This is a genomic window from Limimaricola litoreus, from assembly GCF_024159025.1.
Lineage (GTDB): Bacteria > Pseudomonadota > Alphaproteobacteria > Rhodobacterales > Rhodobacteraceae > Limimaricola > Limimaricola litoreus.
Map to the genome: position 1 here is coordinate 1 of NZ_JAMYXC010000158.1, position 17,389 is coordinate 17,389.

14 protein-coding genes and 4 pseudogenes are annotated in these 17,389 nt (G+C 65.7%); 12 read left to right on the forward strand and 6 right to left on the reverse strand.

Features of this window, described 5'->3' with window-relative positions; genetic code table 11:
- Positions 1-1,774: DEAD/DEAH box helicase (locus NHG85_RS10450; RefSeq protein ID WP_253332169.1), on the reverse strand; the 1,774-nt coding region annotated here is incomplete at its 3' end.
- Between the two features lie 293 nt (positions 1,775-2,067).
- Here NHG85_RS10450 and NHG85_RS10455 point away from each other — a divergent pair.
- Positions 2,068-3,237 (forward strand): acetyl-CoA acetyltransferase, encoded by a 1,170-nt coding sequence (locus NHG85_RS10455; protein ID WP_253332192.1) that lies wholly within the window; start codon positions 2,068-2,070, stop codon positions 3,235-3,237.
- 58 nt (positions 3,238-3,295) lie between these two features.
- Here the strand turns inward: NHG85_RS10455 and NHG85_RS10460 are convergent, their stop codons facing one another.
- The gene (locus NHG85_RS10460; protein ID WP_253332170.1) at positions 3,296-3,556 is read right to left on the reverse strand and encodes a hypothetical protein; all 261 of its coding nucleotides are present in this window, start codon (positions 3,554-3,556) and stop codon (positions 3,296-3,298) included.
- A gap of 444 nt (positions 3,557-4,000) precedes the next feature.
- On the opposite strand from NHG85_RS10460, the gene NHG85_RS10465 reads away from it, so the two are divergent.
- Together NHG85_RS10465 and NHG85_RS10470 are read left to right on the forward strand one after the other, a co-directional pair.
- Positions 4,001-4,618 carry a hypothetical protein gene (locus NHG85_RS10465; RefSeq protein ID WP_253332172.1) on the forward strand — a complete coding sequence of 206 codons (618 nt, stop codon included), beginning with the start codon at positions 4,001-4,003 and terminating at the stop codon, positions 4,616-4,618.
- 137 nt (positions 4,619-4,755) lie between these two features.
- A pseudogene (locus tag NHG85_RS10470) lies at positions 4,756-4,989 on the forward strand (transposase); the annotation flags it as partial.
- Here the strand turns inward: NHG85_RS10470 and NHG85_RS10475 are convergent.
- Positions 4,909-5,946, reverse strand: a complete 1,038-nt coding sequence (locus NHG85_RS10475) for an IS481 family transposase (protein ID WP_253332174.1) — start codon at positions 5,944-5,946, stop codon at positions 4,909-4,911. The pseudogene NHG85_RS10470 and the gene NHG85_RS10475 overlap by 81 nt on opposite strands.
- A gap of 172 nt (positions 5,947-6,118) precedes the next feature.
- Between NHG85_RS10475 and NHG85_RS10480 the strand changes: the two genes are divergently transcribed.
- The 4 genes and pseudogenes from NHG85_RS10480 to NHG85_RS10495 form a co-directional block, all read left to right on the forward strand.
- On the forward strand, positions 6,119-7,171 hold the full coding sequence (locus NHG85_RS10480) for a polysaccharide pyruvyl transferase family protein (protein WP_253332176.1): 1,053 nt from the start codon (positions 6,119-6,121) through the stop codon (positions 7,169-7,171).
- Between the two features lie 315 nt (positions 7,172-7,486).
- A pseudogene (locus NHG85_RS10485) lies at positions 7,487-8,196 on the forward strand (IS3 family transposase); the annotation flags it as partial.
- Between the two features lie 63 nt (positions 8,197-8,259).
- On the forward strand, positions 8,260-9,291 hold the full coding sequence (locus NHG85_RS10490) for an IS110 family RNA-guided transposase (protein WP_253332178.1): 1,032 nt from the start codon (positions 8,260-8,262) through the stop codon (positions 9,289-9,291).
- Positions 9,292-9,526: 235 nt separating this feature from the next.
- Positions 9,527-10,037: pseudogene (locus NHG85_RS10495) on the forward strand (IS3 family transposase); the annotation flags it as partial.
- A gap of 33 nt (positions 10,038-10,070) precedes the next feature.
- Here the strand turns inward: NHG85_RS10495 and NHG85_RS10500 are convergent.
- Positions 10,071-10,688: pseudogene (locus NHG85_RS10500) on the reverse strand (transposase family protein); the annotation flags it as partial.
- Between the two features lie 25 nt (positions 10,689-10,713).
- Positions 10,714-11,712 (reverse strand): IS30 family transposase, encoded by a 999-nt coding sequence (locus tag NHG85_RS10505; RefSeq protein ID WP_253332180.1) that lies wholly within the window; start codon positions 11,710-11,712, stop codon positions 10,714-10,716.
- Positions 11,713-12,051: 339 nt separating this feature from the next.
- On the opposite strand from NHG85_RS10505, the gene NHG85_RS10510 reads away from it, so the two are divergent.
- Entirely contained in the window at positions 12,052-12,765 is a 714-nt protein-coding gene (locus NHG85_RS10510; RefSeq protein WP_253332182.1) for a cytochrome c oxidase assembly protein, read from the forward strand.
- Positions 12,762-13,271 carry a CopD family protein gene (locus NHG85_RS10515; protein WP_370363012.1) on the forward strand — a complete coding sequence of 170 codons (510 nt, stop codon included), beginning with the start codon at positions 12,762-12,764 and terminating at the stop codon, positions 13,269-13,271. Before NHG85_RS10510 ends, NHG85_RS10515 begins: the two co-directional genes overlap by 4 nt.
- On the opposite strand, the gene NHG85_RS10520 is transcribed toward NHG85_RS10515, so the two are convergent.
- Positions 13,241-13,756 (reverse strand): DUF2231 domain-containing protein, encoded by a 516-nt coding sequence (locus NHG85_RS10520; RefSeq protein WP_253332184.1) that lies wholly within the window; start codon positions 13,754-13,756, stop codon positions 13,241-13,243. The genes NHG85_RS10515 and NHG85_RS10520 overlap by 31 nt on opposite strands.
- Here NHG85_RS10520 and NHG85_RS10525 point away from each other — a divergent pair.
- The 3 genes from NHG85_RS10525 to NHG85_RS10535 are packed head-to-tail and all read left to right on the forward strand — an operon-like array spanning position 13,697 to position 17,198.
- Positions 13,697-14,431: a cytochrome c oxidase subunit II gene (locus NHG85_RS10525; protein WP_253332186.1), complete on the forward strand. Its 735-nt coding sequence runs from the start codon at positions 13,697-13,699 to the stop codon at positions 14,429-14,431. The two genes, NHG85_RS10520 and NHG85_RS10525, sit on opposite strands and share 60 nt — an antisense overlap.
- Positions 14,428-16,884, forward strand: coding sequence for a cytochrome c oxidase subunit I (ctaD, locus tag NHG85_RS10530; protein WP_253332188.1), 2,457 nt, complete (start codon positions 14,428-14,430; stop codon positions 16,882-16,884). Before NHG85_RS10525 ends, ctaD begins: the two co-directional genes overlap by 4 nt.
- Positions 16,881-17,198 carry a hypothetical protein gene (locus tag NHG85_RS10535; protein ID WP_253332189.1) on the forward strand — a complete coding sequence of 106 codons (318 nt, stop codon included), beginning with the start codon at positions 16,881-16,883 and terminating at the stop codon, positions 17,196-17,198. The genes ctaD and NHG85_RS10535 overlap by 4 nt, the downstream gene beginning before the upstream one ends.
- Positions 17,199-17,389: the final 191 nt, after the last annotated feature.

Below are 17,389 nucleotides of genomic sequence, written 5' to 3' on the forward strand. Positions count from 1 at the left end.
CGACAGGGGCGGCGGGAGCCGCGGCCTCGGGGGCCGGGCGCGAGGCATGTTCGGGCTTGGGGCCACGGTCGAACCGTTGCTCGTGCTCCGGCTTGGGGTCGCGCTCGGGCCGGGGCCCACGATCAGGCCGCGGACCGCGCTCGGGCCGGGGGCCGCGTTCGGGCCGGGGGCCGCGTTCGGGCTGGGGGCCGCGCGACAGGTCGGGGGCGGTATCGAGCGCGGTCATCTTCAGGCCTTCCTCGGGCGACATGTCGGGGCCGATGGCGCGCAGGAACCCCGGCACGGCGGTCTCGAGGATCTCGACGTAGGTTTCGGTGTCCTGAATGCGGATCGCGCCGATCGCATCCTTGGAAATGTCGCCGGCGCGGCACAAAAGCGGCAGCAGCCAGCGCGCCTCGGCCCGTTCGTTGCGACCCGCCGAGAGCGAGAACCACTTGCTCGGCCCGAAGCTCTCGGTCGCGCGCTTTTGCGGCTTGGCGTCGGGGGCCTGAAGCTCCTCGGGTGCCGATCGGCGCGAGCGGTAGAGCGCCAGATAGGCCGCGGCGATGGTCTCGGGCGCGTGGCGTTGCAGCAGCTTGGCGGCGAAGACCTTTGCACCCTCGGAGATTTCGGCGCTCCAGACCGGATCGTCGAGCAGCCGCGCCTCGTCGGCGGCGAGGATGTCCTCGGCCGAGGGCGGCACGGTCCAATCGGCCGAGAGCTTGGCGGTGCCGAGCAGGCGCTCGGCCTTCTTGCGCAGCTTCATCGGGACGATCAGGGCGCTCACGCCCTTGCGGCCCGCGCGGCCCGTCCGGCCAGAGCGGTGGAGCAGCGTCTCGGAGTTCGAGGGCAGCTCGGCGTGGATCACCAGTTCGAGGTCCGGCAGGTCGATGCCGCGCGCGGCCACATCCGTCGCCACGCAGATCCGGGCCCGCCCGTCGCGCATCGCCTGAAGCGCGTGGGTGCGCTCGTTCTGCGTGAGCTCGCCCGAAAGCGAGACGACCGAGAAGCCGCGGTTCGACAGCCGTGCCGTGAGGCGGGCGACGGTGGCGCGGGTATTGGCGAAGACGATGGCGTTGGTGGCGTCCTGATGGCGCAGCGTGTTGATGATCGCCGCCTCCTCGTCGCCCTGGGCCACCTGCAGCGCCTTGTAGGAGATGTCGGCGTGCTGGCCGCCCTTGGTGGCGACGACCACGCGCTCGGCGTCGCGCTGGAATTCCTTGGCGAGCTTGGCGATGGCGGGCGGCACCGTGGCCGAAAAGAGCAGCGTGCGGCGGCTTTCGGGACAGGCCGAGAGGATGAATTCGAGATCCTCGCGGAAGCCCAGATCGAGCATCTCGTCAGCCTCGTCGAGCACGACGGCGCGGATATCACTGAGGTCGATCGCGCCGCGACGGACGTAATCGGCCAGACGGCCCGGCGTGGCGACGACGAAATGCGCGCCGCGGTCGAGCGCGCGGCGCTCGTCGCGGATCTCCATGCCGCCGATGGCGGTGGCAAGGCGGGCGCCGGCGCCGCGGTAGAGCCAGTCGAGCTCGCGCATCACCTGGGAGGCCAGTTCGCGCGTCGGCGCGATGGCGAGCGCGAGCGGCGCGGCGGCGCGGGGCAGCTGGCCGTCATCGTCGAGGATGGTCGGGCCGATGGCGAGGCCGAAGCCCACGGTCTTGCCCGAGCCGGTCTGCGCCGAAACCAGCAGGTCGCGCTCGGAAAGGTCGGGCGCGGTCACGGCCTCCTGCACCGGGGTGAGCGTGTCGTAGCCGCGCGCGTCGAGCGCGTCCCTGAGGGTCTGCATCATATGTAAGAAAGGTCCGTCGATCTGGGATCGGCCAAAGGCCGGGGCCGCGCAGCTCGCGCGGTATCAAGCCATCGCTCTTAAACCCATCGGCCCGGACTGTATAGTGCCAATCGCCGCCGCAGGGCGGCCATGCGCGGCACGCCGCCCCGACGGAAAACGAAGCGGTCCAGGTCGAACCGGGACGGGGCCGGTCGGGGCATCTGCAGCGCCGCCGGGGCTTGCGCTGCTCAGCCGAAGGGCCGAGCATGGCCACGCCGCGGGAGGGCGGCGCAGACCGCAAGGGGGGAGCCATTATGGCCGAGGCGCAGATCGTGGGTTGGGCGCATAGCGTGTTCGGAAAGAGCGAGGCGCCGGACACCGCCGCGCTGATGGCCGAGGTGACCGGCCCGGCGCTCGAGCACGCAGGCGTCGAGGCGACACAGGTCGATGGGGTCTTCGTCGGCGTGTTCAACAACGGCTTTTCCAACCAGGATTTCCAGGCCTCGCTGGTGGCGATGGGACACGACGGGCTGCGCCACGCGCCCGCTACCCGCTACGAGAACGCCTGCGCGACCGGCTCGGCCGCGCTCAACGGCGCGATGGATTTCATCGCCGCGGGCCGCGGCCGCATCGCGCTCGTCGTCGGCGCCGAGAAGATGACGGCGACGCCGGGGGCGCAGGTGGGCGACATCCTTCTGGGCTGTTCGTGGCGCGCCGAGGAGGGCGACACGCCCGGGGGCTTTGCAGGCATCTTCGGGCGCATCGCGCAGGGCTACTTCCAGCGCTATGGCGACCGCTCCGAGGCGCTGGCGCGGATCGCCGCCAAGAACCATGCCAACGGCGTCGAGAATCCTTTCGCCCATATGCGCAAGGATCTCGGCTTCGAGGCCTGCAACGCGGTCACCGACCGCAACCCTTACGTCGCCGCCCCGCTGCGGCGCACCGACTGCTCGCTCGTCTCCGACGGAGCGGCGGCGCTGGTGCTGGCGGATGCCGAGACCGCGGCGACCATGCGCCGCGCCATCGCCGTGCGCGCGCGGGCGCATGTGAACGACATTCTCGCCATGAGCCGCCGCGACGTGCTGGCCTTCGAAGGGCCCAGGCGGGCCTGGGCCCGCGCGCTGGAGCAGGGCGGGCTGACGCTCGACGATCTCGATCTGGTGGAGACGCATGACTGCTTCACCATCGCCGAGCTTCTGGAATACGAGGCGATGGGTCTCGCCGCGCCGGGGCAGGGGCACCGGGTGATCGAGGAGGGCGTGACGCTCAAGGACGGGCGCCTGCCGGTGAACCCCTCGGGCGGGCTCAAATCCAAGGGCCACCCGATCGGCGCGACGGGCGTGTCGATGCATGTGATGGCGGCGATGCAGCTGGCGGGCGAGGCGGGCGGCATGCAGGTGCCGGACGCGACGCTCGCGGGCGTGTTCAACATGGGCGGGGCGGCGGTGACGAACTACGTGTCGCTGCTTGAACGCGTCGGTTGACGGCGGGTCGGACCCCCCGGAGGCGCAGGCAAACCACCCGCCCCACCGGGGGCGCGCCTCAGACCGGCGTCGCGTGCCGGGCGTGCCCGGCCCTGCGCGCGATCTCGACGGTGTTGTCGAGGATCTCAGTCTCGGCTTGGGCCGCCTCGCGCGCCAGATGACCCGAGCAGTTGGTGCAAAGCGTCAGCCAGCCACGCAGATCCGCTTGCGGGCGGGCTCGCGCCCCGTCCTGCCAGCGGGTCACGGCCGCCGCAAGCCGCGTGGTGTCCGATCCGGCCTCCATCATTTCTGCCGCGAGATCGCCCGCGGCCTCGGCCATGCTATCTCGACGGCTGAACCAGCCGTCGAGATAGCTCTGTGTCTCCCCAAGAATGCGGTCCTGCGCCACCCAAGCGTGCTGCAGATGTTTGGGCCCGGTGGTGCGGGGTGGGACTGGCGGTTTTGAGTTCGGACGTGCGGTTCATCTCAAGCCTCCCGTGCGAGATAGACGCAAGCCCAGCCTGACAGGAGTGTCGCGTCGGAGCCACGGCTTTGCGGCCCGCACCGGTTAGCGGCGGGAAATGGCCCAAGCCTTTGCCTCGGGCATCGGCAGGCTGCGTAGTTTCGAGGCAGATGCAGCGTCTCGGGGCACTGACTTACCAACCGGTGCCGGACCGGGGCAGGCGACTCGGCAATGCGGCGCCGCGCACGGCGCGGTTTGCACAAACCGGGTGGGGCCGCAGGGCCGGCGTGCTAGACTGGGCCTCAGCTCAGGAGGTGCGACATGAGAACACCGAACGTGATGACTGCCGTGGTGCTCGCGTGCGCGGGAACGACGGTGCTGGCGCAAGACGGGACGATGAGCTTTTTCGTCACCAGCGCCAACCCGGGTCAAGGGGCCGATCTCGGCGGTCTGGAGGGCGCGGACGCCTACTGCAACGAGCTTGCTTCGGCGGCGGGCGCGGAGGGCGATTGGAAAGCCTATCTTTCGACCGACGACGAAAATGCGCGCGACCGGATCGGCGCGGGCCCGTGGCACAATGCCGAAGGCACGGAAATCGCCGCCGATGTCGAGGCGCTGCATGGCGAAGGCAACATGATCACCAAGGAGGCCGCGCTCGACGAGATGGGGATGGTGTTGAACGGGCGCGGCGACGATCCGAACCGGCACGATATCCTCACCGGCTCCATGCCCGACGGCACCGCCGCGGCCGAAACCTGCGAAGGCTGGACCAGCAGCGGCGAAGGATCGGCCATGGTCGGGCATCACGATCGCATGGGTCTCGACGATTCGGAGGCGGCGATGTCGTGGAATTCCTCGCACCCGTCGCGCGGATGCGGGCTCGAGGCGCTGCAAGACACAGGCGGCGACGGGCGGTTCTACTGCTTTGCTGCCAACTGACGCGAGATGTCCGCCGCCCCGGCCATGTGCCGGGGTGGCGGATTCCAAGCAGTAGATAGCCGGTTTTTCACGGAAATATAGTGAATAGCCCCGTGTCTTGTGGACGCCTTCTTCGCTAATTTTGAGGCGAGAAGGCCATGATGAGCAGCGACAAGTTCAGCGAGGAGTTCAAGCGGGACGCGGTCGCGCAGATCACCGAGCGGTGCTACCCGGTCAGGGAGGTATCGGAGCGGCTCGGGGTCAGCCCGTATTCGCTCTACGCCTAGAAGAAGAAGTTCGCAAAGGCGTCATCAGGAGAGGCGGAGAAGGACACCGAGATCCGGCGCTTGAAGAAGGAGCTGGCGCGGGTGTCGGAGGAGCGCGATATCGTAGGTGTATGGTCCCGAGGTCAAGTGGCACGGCTCTCGATGGAATAGGTCGGGGTTGGCCTGCCATTCTCGCCAGATGAATTGCGCCGGCGTTAGCCCCTTGAGTGTCTTTAAACGCCGCGCCGTATTATAGGCGTCGATGAACAGTGCGAGGTGGCGTTCGAGCTGCGCGTGATCGTCGTAGTGGTAGCGTTTCACCGTGGCGTCTTTGATCGTCCGGTTCATCCGCTCGACTTGTCCGTTGGTCCAAGGGTGGTTCGGCTTGGTCAGCCGATGCTCGATCCCGTTGGCCTCACAGATCATGTCGAACCGCATGAGCCGTGAGGCGGCGGTGTTGCGATTGCGAGGCTGGTCAGCGAACTGGATGCCGTTATCGGTGAGGATCGTATGAATGCGATAAGGCACCGCCGTCAGGAGCAGCTCCAGAAACTCCCAGGCAGTTTTCCTGCTGGCCTCAGTGAAGAGCCGGGCCACCACGAACTTGCTGGTTCGATCAATGGCCACAAAGAAATACAGCTTTCCTTCGGCGGTTCGGACTTCAGCGATGTCCATGTGGAAGAAGCCGATCCGGTATTGCTTGAACTTCTGTCGCTTTGGCTTGTCACCCTTCATGTCGGGTAGCCGGCTGATCCCGTGACGCTGCAAGCAGCGGTGCAGCGAAGAGCGCGTCAGCTGTGGAATGTTGGGCTGCAGGGCATAGAGGCAATCGTCGAGAGGCAGCAGAGAATACCGCCTGAATGCTACGATGATGGCTTCTTCCTCCGGGCTCAGCACCGTCGAGCGGGGATCCGAGGGTCCCATCGGCAGGTCGGCCGTGGAGGCGCGCTTGCGCCATTTCTGCACCGTCGTCGGGCTGATCCCGTAGCGCCGGGCAAGCTGCCTTACGCTCTCTTCACTACCTTGGATTGCTCGACGAACTGCCGCTGTCGTTCGGGCGCTGCCGTGAAGAACCTGTCCCATACCATCTCCATTTCAGAGACGGATATCGTGCCACCTCTTTCCGGGACTATACACCTAACATTGCTCTCAAGAAATGTACCTTGCAGTTGACACCAGGCGATGGTTGTCCCCTAACTCGACAGGTTCGGCTAATCTAATTTCGAGGATCAGTCGTGACTCGACAGAGGTAAATTTGGACTACTTCATGAACCCGTTTTTCTACCGCTCCACGACAAATTTCGGCGATCACATGAATCGCTGGATTTGGGAAGAAGTTGCTCCCGAGATCGTGGCAGACCGCGACGACGGAATTCGGCTGGTAGGAATTGGTTCTCTTCTCTCTCGCAACCTAGACCTCGTGCAAGGAGAGAAGGTCGTCTTCGGAACTGGGTCGGGATACAGCACTCCTCCGACGGCCGAACAGGCAAGCCGTTGGAAAATATATTGTGTTCGCGGGCCTTTGACTGCAAAGCTTTTGGGGCTTGCGCCGGACAAGGCCGTTACGGATGCTGCATGGTTGGTCAATCAAGTTCCTCGCTTTGCCAATTTGGCTACACAAAGGCGCGGGACCGTCTTTGTGCCCCATTGGACAAGTTCCAGTTACGGGGACTGGGGCACGGTTTGTAAACGTTGCGACATAGAGTATGTCGATCCATTTCTAGATTGCGAACGAGTGTTTTCGCATATCGCAAACGCCGAACTCGCGATCGTCGAATCGCTCCATGGTGCGATTATGGCTGACTATTACCGAACGCCCTGGATCGCGGTGTCTTCGCCGGCACGTGTTCTCACATTCAAATGGCTGGACTGGTGTCAGTCTCTCGGACTAGAGTATCGTCCTTATGTCTTACCGCCTTCGGATGTTCTCGATGGACTGATGCAGGGCTTTCGTCCGGGCCAGATCGATGCGCGATTACGGCCGGTTGAAATGACGCCAGAGAGCTTTGACGTAATCCGTACCATGCCCCCTCCGAAGACGGCGAACCTTGCTTATCGAACTAGGACTCAGCTTAAGAGTATTGCTCGTAGACTCCGAACGCAGTCGCTCGAGGGATTGATGCAAGTCCGCGGCCAGCTTGTCCCTAGCTGGAATGCGCGGCATGGTGACTCGCTCGTAGAATATTTCAACAATTTGCAGCGTCAGCGGCCAATGCTGAGTTCCGCCACTGTGAGAAATGAACGCATCGCCCAACTCAACGAGCGGCTGGATGCAATGCGGCGCGAATATTCCTTGGTGCAGGCCTGAAGTGCATTTCGTCTGCATTGCAAATCAACTTGCACGAATCGAATTATGTCCTACAAGATAGACATTATGTCCTACAAAGCAGACATTGGGCGTCGTTGCCCTTTCCTCCAATAAAGTCATCCCACGCGAACGATCTGAGCGGTGTCGGCATGGGAAAGTTACCCCGTAGCGGGGTGATCGGTGTCCAAAAATGATCCCCACTGCGACGAATGGGATTTCCGAGTTTCTTGTTGCAAGCATGGGGGCGGCAAGCGCTGACTGAATAGCCCCGTGTCTTGTGGACGCCTTCTTCGCTAATTTTGAGGCAAGGAGGCCATGATGAGCAGCAACAAGTTCAGCGAGGAGTTCAAGCGGAACGCGGTCGCGCAGATCACCGAGCGGGGCTACCCGGTCAGGGAGGTGTCGGAGCGGCTCGGGGTCAGTCCGTATTCGCTCTACGCTTGGAAGAAGAAGTTCGCGAAGGCGTCATCAGGAGAGGCGGAGAAGGACACCGAGATCCGGCGCTTGAAGAAGGAACTGGCGCGGGTTTCGGAGGAGCGCGACATCCTAAAAAAGGGTCGCCATTGGTGCGCCATTGGTTCGAGCGACAATGGCGACGCGTATTTCGCCAGGGATGCAAAGTGAGATACGCGTTCGTAGCCGAGCATCGCGGGCAGTTCTCCGTCCGGGCGATGTGCCGGTGCCTGCGCATCCAGCCAAGCGGCTTCTATGCGTGGCTGAAGGCGCCGTTGAGCAAGCGGGCCCAAGAAGACGGCCGCCAGACCGAGTTGCTGAAGAAGGCCTAGGTTGAAAGCGGCAAGGTCTATGGGCACCGCAAGCTTCACGACGATCTTCTCGAGCAGGGCGAGAGTGTCTGTTTGAACCGCGTCTCCCGTCTGACTAAGCTGGCCGGCATCAAGGCGCAGATTGGCTACAAGCGCCGCCCCGGCAAGTATGGCGGCAAGCCGTCGATCGTCGTCGAAAACACCCTGGATCGACAGTTCGACGTGGAAGTTCCAGACCGGGTTTGGGTGACCGACATCACTCGGAGTAATTGATCCCCCGCGCTCTCTGACGGTTCTCTGGACCGATCGAACAGGAGAGTGGATATGGAACGATACTATGTTGGCCTGGACGTCTCGAAGGATGCGACGGCGATCTGCGTGCGGCGATCGGATGGCGCTGTCGAGCGGGTTTGCGAGACGGCAACCGATCCGGATGCGATCTGTGCGGCGTTGGAGGATCTTCGGATTGGGCTCAAGGGCGTCATCCTCGAGACAGGCAGAATGGCGAACTGGTTGCACGGGGAACTGACGCGGCGTGGCCTTCCAGCGATTTGCGTGGATGCCCGTCAGGCCCATGCGGTGCTGAGCCAGATGCATAACAAAACCGACGCCAATGATGCGGCGATGCTGGCCGATCTCGCGCGGACAGGTTTCTACCGGAAGGTCGAGGTCAAGAGCCGCCACGCGCAGGAACGCCGCGCCCTGCTGGCTGCGCGAGACGCCGCGATTGGCGCCCGGCGAAATGCAGAGAACACTATTCGGGGTCTGCTCGCCAGCTTCGGGCTCCGCGTGCCGGCGCAGCCGCGAACCTACGAAGGGCGCATCCGCGCAGTCTTGGAAGATCAAGAGGCACTGGCACCGATCATTCTACCGCTGCTGGCAGTTCGCACGGAAGCGCTACGCCAAGCGGCGGCGCTGACAAAGGAACTGGTTCGGCAGGCGAAGACCTCCGAGGCCTGCATCCGGCTGATGACCGTTCCCGGCGTGGGCACGGTCACAGCGGCCACCTTCGTGGCGACGATCGATGCGCCGGGGCGCTTCGCGAAGTCTCGATCGGTGGGTGCCTATGCAGGCCTGACGTCAAGGCGGCACCAATCTGGGGCGGTCGACTATGGCGGTCGCATCTCCAAGCGCGGAGACCGGCTCCTGCGGACGATGCTCTATGAGGCGGCCAATTCCCTGCTCTGTCGCGTGAAGCCCGGACGCGGCCAGGCGCTCAGGGACTGGGCCATGGCCCTGAAGCGACAGACCAGCCACAAGAAGGCAGTCGTCGCCCTCGCCCGCAAGCTGGCCGTGATGATGCACGCGATCTGGATCAATGGCGGTATCTTTGAAGAACGGGAGGCATGCCTGTGACCAACGCCTGACCACAAGACCTCGCTAATCAGTTGCCGCGTCGGCCAAAGCGGCAGGCAACGGGACGAGCCCGTGAGATCTACTTGCGGATCAATAGATACCGCGCACTTCACCTGGGGCAGCCCGAGCCTTGAACGCCGAGATGAAGCACCCCGTGTCGGGTGACTTCGAAAAGAACCTTGCAGGCAGCCGACCGGAACGACAAACTGACCGAGCGCTGAGGATCAATTAAAGAACCTATATCCGGACGCAGGAAGGCTTCGCCTACCTAGCCGTCGCCATCGATCTCTTTTCACGCCGCGTGGTCGGCTGATCGATGCAGAGCCGCCAGACGACCGACGTCGTCTTGCAGGCATTGCTGATGGCTGTCTGGCGCCGGAAGCCGAAGACCAAAGTGCTGATCCATTCGGATCAAGGCGGCCAGTTCACCAGTATGGACTGGGCCGCTTTCCTGAGGGCCCACAATCTCGAGCACTCCATGAGCCGTCGAGGCAACTGCCATGATAATGCGCTCGACCATTGTCCTCGGACCAATGGCGGACAAGGTCTCGCCTGATAGCTTCTTCAACCTGCTCAAGCGCGAACGGATCAGGCGCCGGACCTATCGCACGCGCGAGGAAGCCTGACGGGACGTGTTCGAATACATCGAGATGTTCTACAACCCGAAGCGCAAGCACGCGCGAAACGGAATGCTGTCGCCCCTCGAGTTCGAGCGGCAGCAGAAACTGAGGCACGAAGGCGTCTAAGAAACGCGGGGCTATTCACACCTTGGATGTGGTCTCCACCTGATCCTGCTGTCGCTTGATGTGGGCCAGCACCGCGCCGAGGTGCTTGTTCTCGGTAATCGCGGCGTGGGTGACATGCTGCTGATGCGGGTCGAAGATGGTGCAGGGCAGGACGATGCCCTTGTGCCGGGCCTGGATGCGGCCATCGGGAAACTCGTAGGTATCGGCGTATTTGCCCACCAGTTCGCGGGTCAGATCGTTCACCTCCAGCCGGATGCGCTTGTGGTCGTATTTCAGCGTCAGATCCTTGCTGACATGGCGCTTGTCGCGCAGGCAGAAGATCTCGGCCAGTCGATCCGGCGCGACATTCAGCGGCCTGTGCAGGTTGTCCGGCCTGGCGGCGGGCTTGGCGAACTTCGCGTTGTAGCACTCCACGAAGCCCGGCAGGAACGCGTTTGCCGCCGCGATGTCCGAGATGCCGGCCAGCCGCAGCTCCTTCACAAGCCGATCCTGCAGCGTGCGGTTGGCGCGCTCGACACGGCCCCTGGCCTGGCTCGAACTGGCGCACAAGATTTCGATCTGCAGCTCCGCCAGAGCCCGCCCGAACTGGGTCATGCCGGTCATGTGGTCGCTGGGCTTGGGCACCCGAAACACCGAGTGCTTGTCGCTGTGGATTCAATGCTGGTTGCGACACGGGTCAGGCCCGGTCGAGTTGGCGGAGTTCCTCGGCGAAGGCCTCGGCCGGTGTCCGGTAGCCCAAGCAGCGTCTTGGCGTGGCGTTCAGCTGCGCGCTGATCTCGGCCATATCGCGGTCTGACAGTGCGGCGACGGCCGTTTCGCGCGGCAGGTAGCGCCGGGCGCGTTTGTTCAGGTTCTCGACCGAGCCCTTCTGCCAAGGTGCCTGCGGGTCGCAGAACCACGCCTCGGTGCCCATTCCTGTTCTCAGATCACGCCATCGGTTGAACTCGAGCCCCCGGTCGAAGGTAATCGAGCGTCGTGCGGACAAGGGCAGGGGCGACAGCAGGGTGATCAGGCGATTCATCAGATGCTTCGAGCTGCGGTCGTTGTTGCGGAACAGGACCGCATAGCGCGTCTTTCGTTCGACCAGCGAGGCCACGTTGGCCTTGCCCAACTCCTTGCGAAAGATCATCAAATCGCCTTCCCAATCGCCGAACCCGCTGCGGTCGTTGACGTGATCCGGCCGGTTCTGGATCGCGCGTTCCAGTGGGAAGACGAGACTTCGGGGCCGACGGGCGTAGCGGGGTTTGCGCTGGCGGCGACGCCCGGGCAGGTGGCGCGCCAGGTCCTGGCTCTGACCATCCTGAGAATAGACGAAGGCGTAGATCGTCTCGTGGCAGATGGTGCTGCGATGGCCTTCGAAGCGCAGCCGCCCGGCGATCTGTTCTGGTGACCAACCGGCTTTCAAGCGATCGATGACGGCCTCACGCAGGGCCGCCATCCGGATCAGTTTGCGGCGCCTGTGGCGGCGTTCGGCGGCCTGCTTCTGAGCCAGCATGCCGTAGTAGCCGCTGAGCTGGGGCAGTTCGCTGTCTTCGAACCGATCGCGCCGGATCTCGCGGTAGATCGTCGAGCGATGGCGGGACAATCTCGCCGCAATGTTTGCGACAGACATCTTCGCCTGTGAAAGGTCTTCAACCAGACGCCGTTCTCGCAGATCCAGCTCGCAGTGGGCCATCTTCCAAACTCCTGTGTTTGCGACAGAATAGAGCAGGTGTCGCAACCCAGTTTAGAAAGTGCCCCCCATTGGCACCAATATCCGGTAATGAACGTTATGTCATAGACTTCAATCAGAACTGCGAAGGAGATCGAGAATCCGAGACAATTCGTATCCTGGTTCGATGACCTGCCAACGCCTCGCCCGCCGCGCAGGCGCAAGGAGGCCGTGGGGAGGCCACGGTTCGCCCCGCGGCGGGAATTTTCGCATTGCATCACGGCCCCGGGGCTCTAGCTGGCCCGGCATGTGGTTCGGCGTCACGATCCGCCGAACCGCCAAATCGCAGTGAGGAGCGATCGCATGCCGGTTGATATTCTGCCGGGCAGTTATTGCGGCGTGGCGCCCGCGCCCGCGGTCGCGCTGCAGTCGTGGAACCTCGACCCCGTGCTGCTGCTCGGCCTGCTGCTGATGCTGGTCGTCCTGCGGCGCCAAAGGACCGGACCGGCCGCGGTCGGGGTGCTGGCCCTCGCCTTCGTCTCCCCGCTCTGCGCGATCTCGGTGGGGCTGTTCTCGGCGCGTGTCGTGCATCACGTGCTGCTGGTGGCGGTCGCGGCGCCGCTTCTGGCCGCCGCCCTGCCCGCGCGCCGGGCCAAAGGCGCGGCGCTGCCCTTCCTCGTCTCGACGGCGCTACTCTGGGCCTGGCACCTGCCGGGGGCCTACGACCTCGCGCTGCGCGACATCGCGGTCTACTGGCTCATGCAGGCGACGCTGCTGGGCTCCGCCGTCTGGTTCTGGCGGGCCGTGCTGGGCGCGCGCGAGGGGTTCGACGCGGTGCTGTGGTCGCTGGCCGGGCTGATGCAGATGGGCGCGCTCGGCGCGCTGCTGACCTTTGCCCCCGCGCCGCTCTACGCCGCGCACGCCCTTGCACCGCTGGACTGGGGGCTGACGCCGCTAGCGGATCAGCAGCTCGGCGGGCTGATCATGTGGGTGCCGGCGATGCTGCCCTATGCCGCGATGATCGCGCTTTCGGCCCGGCGGGGCTGGCGGGCCTCGGCCGGGCGGGGCGTCGCGTGAGCTGGCTCTACGCCCTCGTCCCGCATCTGAAGGCGCTGCATCTGGGCATGCTGGTGCTGTGGAGCGGTGGCCTCTTCGCGCTGCCCTTGATGCTGGCGCGCCACGACCCGGCGATCGGCCAGGGCGATTACGAGCGCATCCGCCGGGCGACGCATTACGCCTATACCTTCTGCATCACCCCGGCGGCGGTGATCACCATCGCCTCTGGCACGGCGCTGGTCTTTTTGCGCGAGGTCTTCGTGACATGGATGTTCGCCAAGCTCGTCTTCGTGGCGCTTCTGGTGAGCTTTCACGTCTGGGTGGGCTATGTGCTGGTCGCCGTGGCCGAGCGGGCGGGCGCGCATCGCGCGCCCCGGCCCCTCCTGCCGCTGCTGCTTTTGCTGCTGCCGATCCTCGGCATCCTGGCGCTGGTGCTGGCCAAGCCGGAGCTCGGCGAGATCCCGATGCCGGCCTGGCTGACCGAGCCGCTGGGCCGTCAGCTGCCTTTCGACGTGCCCAGACGATAATCGAAGACGAGTTTGCCGCCATGCCACCCCGTGACCATCACCACGAGCACGCTGAAGCCCGAGATCAGGATGCCATAGGGCAGCACCGCGGCCTCGTATCCGCCGAGCCGGTAGCCCCAGTTCGCGCCGAGGATCGAAAGCAAGAGCACCGCGATCACGAAATGCGACCAGGCCGGGGCGCGGATGCGGATGCCCGGCACCATCAGGAGCTCCATCGTGCCGGTCGCCCCGGCGGCGAGGCCGAACAAAAAGGCCGTGCCCGCAGCCCAGATCGCGGCGCGCGCCCAGAACAGCTCGCCCGACCACCAGTAGAGCGCATCCGCCCCGAAGGTGCAGAAGGTCAGCGCCACCGGAAAGGCCACGCTCATCGCGTGCAGCGGGTGGCCCCAGATGCCGACGATGGATTCGGTCTCGTCATACCCCTCGTGCTCCACGATCGGGTCTTCGAGTTTTTCACCTTCGGTCTGGACCATTTCCTCGGCCATGGCCGCTCTCTCCTGCGCTGGGGTCTTCCCGGCTCAACACTCCTGCTGCTCGCGGGTTGCGAGGAAAGCCTCTCGGCGGTGCATCCGGCCGGGCCGGCGGCACAGGTCATCGCCACCCTGTGGTGGGTGCTGCTGGCGGGCGCGACGGCGATCTTCCTCTTCGTCGCGGTGCTGATCGCGCTCGCCTGGCGGCGGCCGCCGGGCGAGACGCAGGAGCGGCGCTTCGTGGTCTGGCTGGGGCTGGCCTTTCCCCTGACCGTGCTGGCCGCGCTTCTGGCCTACGGCCTCGTCGTGGGTGAGCGGCTGCTGCCGCGGGCCACGCCCGATCTTGTCCGCGTCGAGGCCGAGGCGCGGCAATGGGACTGGCGCTTTGGATATGACGACGCGCCGGGCCGCGTGACCGAGAACCTGCTGCACATCCCGGCGGGCCGCCCCGTCGACGTGGCCATCACCAGCGTCGACGTGGTGCACGGCTTCTGGGTGCCGCGCCTCGCGGGCAAGCTCGACGCCGTGCCGGGGCATGTGAACCTGCTCAGGATCGAGGCCGACAGCCCCGGCCGCTACGAGGGCTTGGGCTCGGAATTCAACGGCGCGGGCTACCGCGACCACCGCTTTATTGTGATCGCGCATGATGCCGAGGGCTGGCGCGCCTTCCTGCAGGGAGACACGCCATGAACGCGCTCAGGCGCCACCGCGCCCTGTCGCGGATCTGGGCCTCGGACCCCGGCTGGAAAGGCTGGTTCACCACCGTGAACCACACCGATCTGGGGCGGATGTTCCTTTTCGTGGCGACGATCTTCTTCGTCATCGGCGGCATCCTTGCGATGCTGATCCGCGCCCAGCTCGCCAGCCCGCGCTCGGCCTTTCTCGGCCCCGACCACTACAACCAGATCTTCACGATGCACGGGACCATCATGATGTTCCTCTTCGCGATCCCCTTCTTCGAGGGGCTCGCGGTGTATCTGCTGCCCAAGATGCTGGGCACGCGCGACCTCGCCTTCCCGCGGCTCACCGCCTACGGCTTCTGGTGCTACGTCTTCGGCGGCGCGATGATGATCTTCGCGCTCCTGGCCGGGGTCGCCCCCGACAGCGGCTGGTTCATGTACCCGCCCTTGTCCTCGACCATCGGCGCGCCGGGGATCAACTCGGACTTCTGGCTGATCGGCATCACCTTCGTCGAGATCTCGGCGATCTCGGCGGCGGTCGAGATCACCGTGACGGTGCTGCGCTACCGCGCGCCGGGCATGAAGCTGTCGCAGATGCCGATCTTCGCCTGGTACGCGCTGGTCACGGCGGTGATGATCCTGACGGGCTTTCCGCCGCTGATCCTCGGCTCGATCCTGCTGGAACTGGAGCGCGCCTTCGGCCTGCCGTTCTTTCAGGTGGCGCAGGGCGGCGACGCGCTGTTGTGGCAGCACCTGTTCTGGCTCTTCGGCCACCCGGAGGTCTACATCATTTTCCTGCCCGCGGCAGGCGCGATCTCGACCATCCTGCCGGTGATGGCGCGGACCACGCTGATGGGCTACGGCTGGATCGTCGCGGCGGCGGTGAGCCTCGGGGTTCTGAGCTTCGGGCTCTGGGTGCATCACATGTTCACCACCGGCATCCCGCACATGGGGCTCGCCTTCTTCTCCGCCGCCTCGACGCTGGTGGCGGTGCCGACGGCGGTGCAGATCTTTGCCTGGATCGGCACGCTGTGGAAGGGCCGCCCGAGCTTGCATCTACCGATGCTGTGGCTCTTGGCCTTCTTCGCCACCTTCGTGATCGGCGGGCTGACGGGCGTGATGGTGGCGATCGTGCCCTTCGACTGGCAGGCGCATGACACCTACTTCATCGTCGCCCACCTGCACTACGTCCTCGTCGGCGGCTTCGTCTTTCCGATGATCGCCGCGCTCTACTACTGGATGCCGCATTTCACCGGGCGGCGGACCTATTTCAAGCTCGGCCACGCCGCCTTCTGGCTGGTGGTGCCGGGGTTTCACGGCACCTTCCTGGCCCTGCACTGGGCCGGTCTTCTGGGGATGCGGCGGCGGATCGACAGCTATGAGAGCGGACAGGGCTGGGAGGTGATCAACATCATCGCCTCGATCAGCGGCTTCGTCATGGCGATCGGCTTCGCGCTGGTGCTGATCGACGTGGTGGTCAACGCGGTGGTGGCGGTGCGCGGCTCGCGCGATCCATGGGGCGCGGGCACGCTCGACTGGGCCATGCCGACGCCTGCGGCGCCCTACAACTTCGCGAGCCTCGCGCATGTAACCTCGCGCGATCCGCTCTACGACGACCCCGAGCTGCCGGTGCGGCTGGCGCGCGGCGAGGGCTATCTCGGCGATCCCGGGCGCGGGCGGCGCGAGACGCTTGTCGTCGAGATCGCCACCGGCGCGCCGCGCTACATCGTGGTCTTTCCCGGCAACACGGCGCTGCCGATGCTGATGTCGGCGATCACGGGGCTGTTCTTTCTCGGCATGCTGATCAAGGCCTACTGGCTCGTGCCGATCTCGGCCCTGGGCGTGACCTCTTGCGCGCTGCTCTGGGTCTGGGGGCTGGGGCGCCCCGCGCCGGAGGGGGCGCTGCCGGTCGGCCGGGGCCTGTCGCTCCACAGCGCGGCCGAGGCGGCCGACCCGCCCGGCTGGTGGGGCTCGGTCTTTCTGCTGCTGGCCAACGGCACCTTCTTCGGCTCGCTGCTGTTCGGCTATGCCTTCTTGTTCTCCATCGCCCCGAACTGGCCGCCGCCGGCCTATCTCGAACCGGGGGCTTGGCCGCTGGCGCTCGTGCTTGCGGGGGCCGGGCTGGCCTTTCTCGGCGCACGCCTCGGCGCGCTCATGGGCCATGGCGCGGTGCTCCTCGGCCTCCTCCTCATCGCGGGCGCGGCGCTGCCCGTGCTGTCCGAGAGCCCCGGCCCCACACTTCATGCCTATGACGCGACGGTCTGGGTCTTCATCGGATACGGGCTGCTGCATTGTTTCGTCAGCCTGCTGATGTGGTCGCTGGTGCTGATGCGCCGCCTGTCGGGCCATTCCGCCCGCACCACGCGCGGCGCGATGCGCATCGCCCGCCTGTGGAGCGACTATACCCTGCTGGTCGCCCTGCTGACCGCCGCGGCGATCGGCCTGCCGGGGGTGCTGACATGAACGCCATCCTGCGGATTTCGCTGCCGCTGACGCTCTGGCTGGCCGGTTTCAGCGCCGTCTACGGGCTGCATGGCCTGTTGTGTTCGAGCAGATGGGCGGCCCTCGCCGCCGCGCTACCGGGCCGGGCGCTGCTGATCGGCGCCGCCCTCCTCGTCCTGGCTCTTCAGGCGCTGCTGATCGGCCTTTTGGGATCGCCGCGCTGGCCCGCCCCGGAGCCCGCCATTCACCGCGTCAGCCTGACGCTCGCGATCACGGCCTTCGCAAGCTCGGCCTGGACGCTCCTGCCCGTCCTGACCACCTCGCATTGCCTGTAGGCGCGGGCCGGGCCGAACGGCACCGGCGCGGGAGGCAGCGCCGCTCAGGCCGGGAGCACCACCTGCGCCCCCTCGACCTCGCGCAGCTTCAGCCCGGTGTCGAACAGCGCGCTGAGCACCGCGTCGCGCATCACCTCGCGGCGCGGACCCGCCGCCGCGAGGCGGCCTTGCTTCATCGCCACGACGCGGTC

Coding starts and splice junctions, on each gene's coding strand:
- NHG85_RS10455 (WP_253332192.1), top strand. CDS start 2,068: ATGGCCGAGGCGCAGATCGTGGGTTGGGCGCATAGCGTGTTCGGAAAG.
- NHG85_RS10460 (WP_253332170.1), bottom strand. CDS start 3,556: ATGGCCGAGGCCGCGGGCGATCTCGCGGCAGAAATGATGGAGGCCGGA.
- NHG85_RS10465 (WP_253332172.1), top strand. CDS start 4,001: ATGAGAACACCGAACGTGATGACTGCCGTGGTGCTCGCGTGCGCGGGA.
- NHG85_RS10475 (WP_253332174.1), bottom strand. CDS start 5,946: ATGGGACAGGTTCTTCACGGCAGCGCCCGAACGACAGCGGCAGTTCGT.
- NHG85_RS10490 (WP_253332178.1), top strand. CDS start 8,260: ATGGAACGATACTATGTTGGCCTGGACGTCTCGAAGGATGCGACGGCG.
- NHG85_RS10505 (WP_253332180.1), bottom strand. CDS start 11,712: ATGGCCCACTGCGAGCTGGATCTGCGAGAACGGCGTCTGGTTGAAGAC.
- NHG85_RS10510 (WP_253332182.1), top strand. CDS start 12,052: ATGCCGGTTGATATTCTGCCGGGCAGTTATTGCGGCGTGGCGCCCGCG.
- NHG85_RS10520 (WP_253332184.1), bottom strand. CDS start 13,756: ATGGCCGAGGAAATGGTCCAGACCGAAGGTGAAAAACTCGAAGACCCG.
- ctaD (WP_253332188.1), top strand. CDS start 14,428: ATGAACGCGCTCAGGCGCCACCGCGCCCTGTCGCGGATCTGGGCCTCG.
- NHG85_RS10535 (WP_253332189.1), top strand. CDS start 16,881: ATGAACGCCATCCTGCGGATTTCGCTGCCGCTGACGCTCTGGCTGGCC.